The sequence below is a fragment of the Ruegeria spongiae genome (genome assembly GCF_023502395.1).
GTDB lineage: Bacteria > Pseudomonadota > Alphaproteobacteria > Rhodobacterales > Rhodobacteraceae > Ruegeria_C > Ruegeria_C spongiae.
Genome location: NZ_JAMFMB010000071.1, coordinates 1 through 3,094 on the forward strand (window position 1 = coordinate 1; position 3,094 = coordinate 3,094).

6 protein-coding genes are annotated in these 3,094 nt (G+C 53.5%); 2 read left to right on the forward strand and 4 right to left on the reverse strand.

Going from position 1 to position 3,094, the window contains the following annotated elements:
• Positions 1–166 precede the first annotated feature (166 nt).
• The gene (locus M3P21_RS22205) at positions 167–664 is read left to right on the forward strand and encodes a TraM recognition domain-containing protein (RefSeq protein WP_249713691.1); all 498 of its coding nucleotides are present in this window, start codon (positions 167–169) and stop codon (positions 662–664) included.
• Between the two features lie 20 nt (positions 665–684).
• Here M3P21_RS22205 and M3P21_RS22210 read toward each other — a convergent pair whose 3' ends face one another.
• Together M3P21_RS22210 and M3P21_RS22215 are read right to left on the reverse strand one after the other, a co-directional pair.
• Positions 685–1,275, reverse strand: a complete 591-nt coding sequence (locus tag M3P21_RS22210) for a mobile mystery protein B (RefSeq protein WP_249713692.1) — start codon at positions 1,273–1,275, stop codon at positions 685–687.
• Positions 1,272–1,739 (reverse strand): mobile mystery protein A, encoded by a 468-nt coding sequence (locus M3P21_RS22215; protein WP_249713693.1) that lies wholly within the window; start codon positions 1,737–1,739, stop codon positions 1,272–1,274. The genes M3P21_RS22210 and M3P21_RS22215 overlap by 4 nt, the downstream gene beginning before the upstream one ends.
• A gap of 284 nt (positions 1,740–2,023) precedes the next feature.
• On the opposite strand from M3P21_RS22215, the gene M3P21_RS22220 reads away from it, so the two are divergent.
• Entirely contained in the window at positions 2,024–2,203 is a 180-nt protein-coding gene (locus M3P21_RS22220; protein WP_249713694.1) for a hypothetical protein, read from the forward strand.
• 59 nt (positions 2,204–2,262) lie between these two features.
• Here M3P21_RS22220 and M3P21_RS22225 read toward each other — a convergent pair whose 3' ends face one another.
• Both M3P21_RS22225 and M3P21_RS22230 read right to left on the reverse strand, forming a co-directional pair.
• On the reverse strand, positions 2,263–2,892 hold the full coding sequence (locus M3P21_RS22225) for a hypothetical protein (protein ID WP_249713695.1): 630 nt from the start codon (positions 2,890–2,892) through the stop codon (positions 2,263–2,265).
• Positions 2,889–3,094: DNA methyltransferase (locus M3P21_RS22230; protein WP_249713696.1), on the reverse strand; the 206-nt coding region annotated here is incomplete at its 5' end. The genes M3P21_RS22230 and M3P21_RS22225, both read right to left, overlap by 4 nt.

Consider the following 3,094-nt stretch of genomic DNA (forward strand, 5'->3'; position numbering starts at 1 on the left):
CATGAACGACACCAACCTGCAAAACGCCTTCACCAGTGATGCGGGTGCGGACTTCACGTTGGATGTGCTCACCGAGGACAGCAACCGCGCGGTCTTTGTTTTTCTGATGATGCCTGCCGAACTCATTGCGCAGAATGCAGCTTTGATCCGGTAATGTTTTTCCACCATGCGCACGCTCAAACAGCGTAAACCGCAAGCCCCAACGATCAATCTGGTGATTGATGAAGCCGCCCAGCTTGGTCGCTTCCCGGAGATTGCCGAGTTTTACGCCATTGGACGGGGTTTTGGCCTCAGCCCGTACTGTGTCTATCAGGACATTGGCCAGATCAAACGCAATCTGGGCGAGACGGGCGCAATGACGCTCTCGGCCAGTGCTGATGTGGAAGTATATCTCGGCGGCGGCATCTCCGATCTGGAAACCGCCCAACACCTCAGCCGTAAGCTTGGCCAGCAAACAATTGCGCTTGATGATGGCCTGACCCAGGAACGTGCGGCGCGTGCCAAGCGCGAAATTATGCATGGCACGCTCTTCGACGGGCAGGACCCGATTAAGGCGGCGATGGCGCTGAAAGCGCTGAACTACGAGGCGCGGCACCAGCGAAAGCAGGCTCATCGACATCACATCCATCAGGCTATGGGTGCGTCATTTGTCAACATGACCTAGTACCTAAGCCTATTTTCAAATTACGTTGCTCCAACGAAAATCAGAAGCAGATCGTGATCGCCAGCATCAGCGGCACGTAGTGCTGCAATGTACTCGACACGCCTTTTACTGTCTGCCTGCAGATCAAACCCGCTGGCCCATTCGATGGGGTGATGATCATAGTAATCGTTGAGAAGCACGTCCGCCGCAATGCGCGCGTGTCGCCCATTCCCGTTCGGGAACGGGTGAATCTGAACCATCCGGTGATGAAACCGCGCCGCAGCTTCCAACGGTTCGTATGTGTCATTCTCTGCCCAATACCGTGCATCATCCAACAACACGCGAAGCTGCACCGATATCTGAAACGGGTCTATCCCGATGTTCTTTTCTCGAAGACGGTATGTACCGGCCCAATCCCAAACCTCACCAAACAGACGTTTGTGCAAACGACGTACGAAGTCATCAGTCAGAATGTCACCGCCGCGCCGTCGCCCCAACCACTGCAGGCCTTGTGTGATATTTGCCTGTTCTAGCTCATCAAGCTCACCGCGTGTTGAAATATGCCCGAATTTCAGACCTTGGATTTCATCGGGATCAAGTGGCGTCGCGCCATCTGGTTCTTCAAAGATCACATGGCCTCCCAAAAATCGCTCGGGCGATCACGCAAAAGCTCTTCGGCAAGCCGTTCGATTTCTTCTTCGATCTGCTTGGATGTTAGTGATTGCTTTTCCAATGCCATATGGGCGCTGGCGCGTTTCACCGTTTGCTCAGCCACATTACGGGATTGGGACGTCAGCACATCTTTGACGCTGTCTACCGGCACGATTGCATAAACAAACCGCCCCCCCATAGCTTCGGCGAGTTTTTCCATATGCTGAAGGCTGATCCCACCTGCGCGTTCTTTGCGCTCGGCCTGATAGATCGCAGGTTTGGTGACACCAGTGCGTCGCGCAAGCTCTGGTGCGGACATGCCCAGCGCCTTGCGCATAGTCGCGATCCAACCATCCTTGGGCTTGGATAGCCCTGCAAGTTGTTGTGCGACGCCGTCAAGTTGACGGGCATACTGCCTGATCGCTGTATCTTTCACACTAGTCATGGGTATTAATACCTGCTCTTTCATTCTTTATAAGAGTATATATCAATGCTCTTTAGATGTCAAAGTGGGCATATTTAAATTATCTTTTCAAATAAGTATGGGCATATATTAGTTACCTTCATGGCAACCCAAGCATCTCTGCATAGCCACCATTTCAAAGTCAAAACAGAGTTCACCCCTCCAAACGACAAGAACAGTCCTACCGAACCATCAAGTGCCTTTGATGTGTGTGCGGGCCGAAAGGCCCTGAGTGGTTCGGGGCCTCCTTGACATAGGAGGATCACATGAAACTCATTTCTCAATTCAACGCGGCGTCTTACAGCGAGGCAGAGTTACGAGGCCATTTGCGCCAAGCATTCAATGCCTTTGCCACTGCGCCGCAAGGATCATTGGCGCAAAGTTCTGCCTTGCTCTCAATGGATAACATTGAGGCAGAGATCGCCTCGCGATCACCAAGCCGCTAGGCTTTTGCGGCGGACCAACAGGTTCGCCGCAATTTTTCCACAACCATGCGCCCCCCCGTCTAGCTCCGCTGCTCCCGATATTCCACTGCAACGCTCAAGAGCTTGCCTTTGAGTTCGTTTGCAACGTGCAATTCCACAACGCGGCACACAAAACCAGCGACGGTCATGTCCAGCACAGGTTCCACAGACACGCCCAAGAAACTGCGATAGCCCGTTTCGCTTAGGAATGGCTTGGTGCAATCAACGGCACGTACAGAAAAGCCAAGATAGGGCATCGCCGTTGCTCCAATCCCAAACATCCCGTTCATTTCGACGTTGAACGCCATCCCAGCCGCCCGAACCGCAAAGACACCATCTTGCCCCCACAGAGGCACGTAGCCATCCTTCGCGGCAACCTTCCGCGCCAGAACGCAGCCGGGGGCATCTTCACCGGCAAGAATGCCCGGTGCTCCACCGTTCAGCTTCCTTGCCAGCAAATACGCATCGTTTCGGATTGCCATCGCAGCATCAAAGTCATTCGCCAGCATCGCATCATTGTGGCGTTCGATCTGTCTACGATGAAAAGCAATCGCCTCCGTCCAATCAGACGGTAAATGCGACGTCTCTTGTTCAAACACACGCGCAGTGTTGTCCTGCGCTGCCGTTTCCAGCAGCGCGTCAAAGCCAAGTTGTTCGGGATGTTTGCTCATGCCGCCAATCCCTGAGTTTGGTTGGATTGTCTCGCCTTGTAAGCCTGCGCACCTGTCACTCGGCTACGCGCCGTATCGCAATGCGCTTCTTCCAATTCGATCCCGATAAAAGCACGGTCATTCAAAACGGCTGCAACTGACGTTGATCCCGACCCTGAAAACGGATCAAGCACCAGATCACCCGCTTTTGAAAAACAACGGA

Bases quoted from the DNA above. Each gene is read 5' to 3' on its own strand.
- M3P21_RS22205 (WP_249713691.1), top strand. From the start codon at position 167: ATGCGCACGCTCAAACAGCGTAAACCGCAAGCCCCAACGATCAATCTG.
- M3P21_RS22215 (WP_249713693.1), bottom strand. From the start codon at position 1,739: ATGACTAGTGTGAAAGATACAGCGATCAGGCAGTATGCCCGTCAACTT.
- M3P21_RS22220 (WP_249713694.1), top strand. From the start codon at position 2,024: ATGAAACTCATTTCTCAATTCAACGCGGCGTCTTACAGCGAGGCAGAG.
- M3P21_RS22225 (WP_249713695.1), bottom strand. From the start codon at position 2,892: ATGAGCAAACATCCCGAACAACTTGGCTTTGACGCGCTGCTGGAAACG.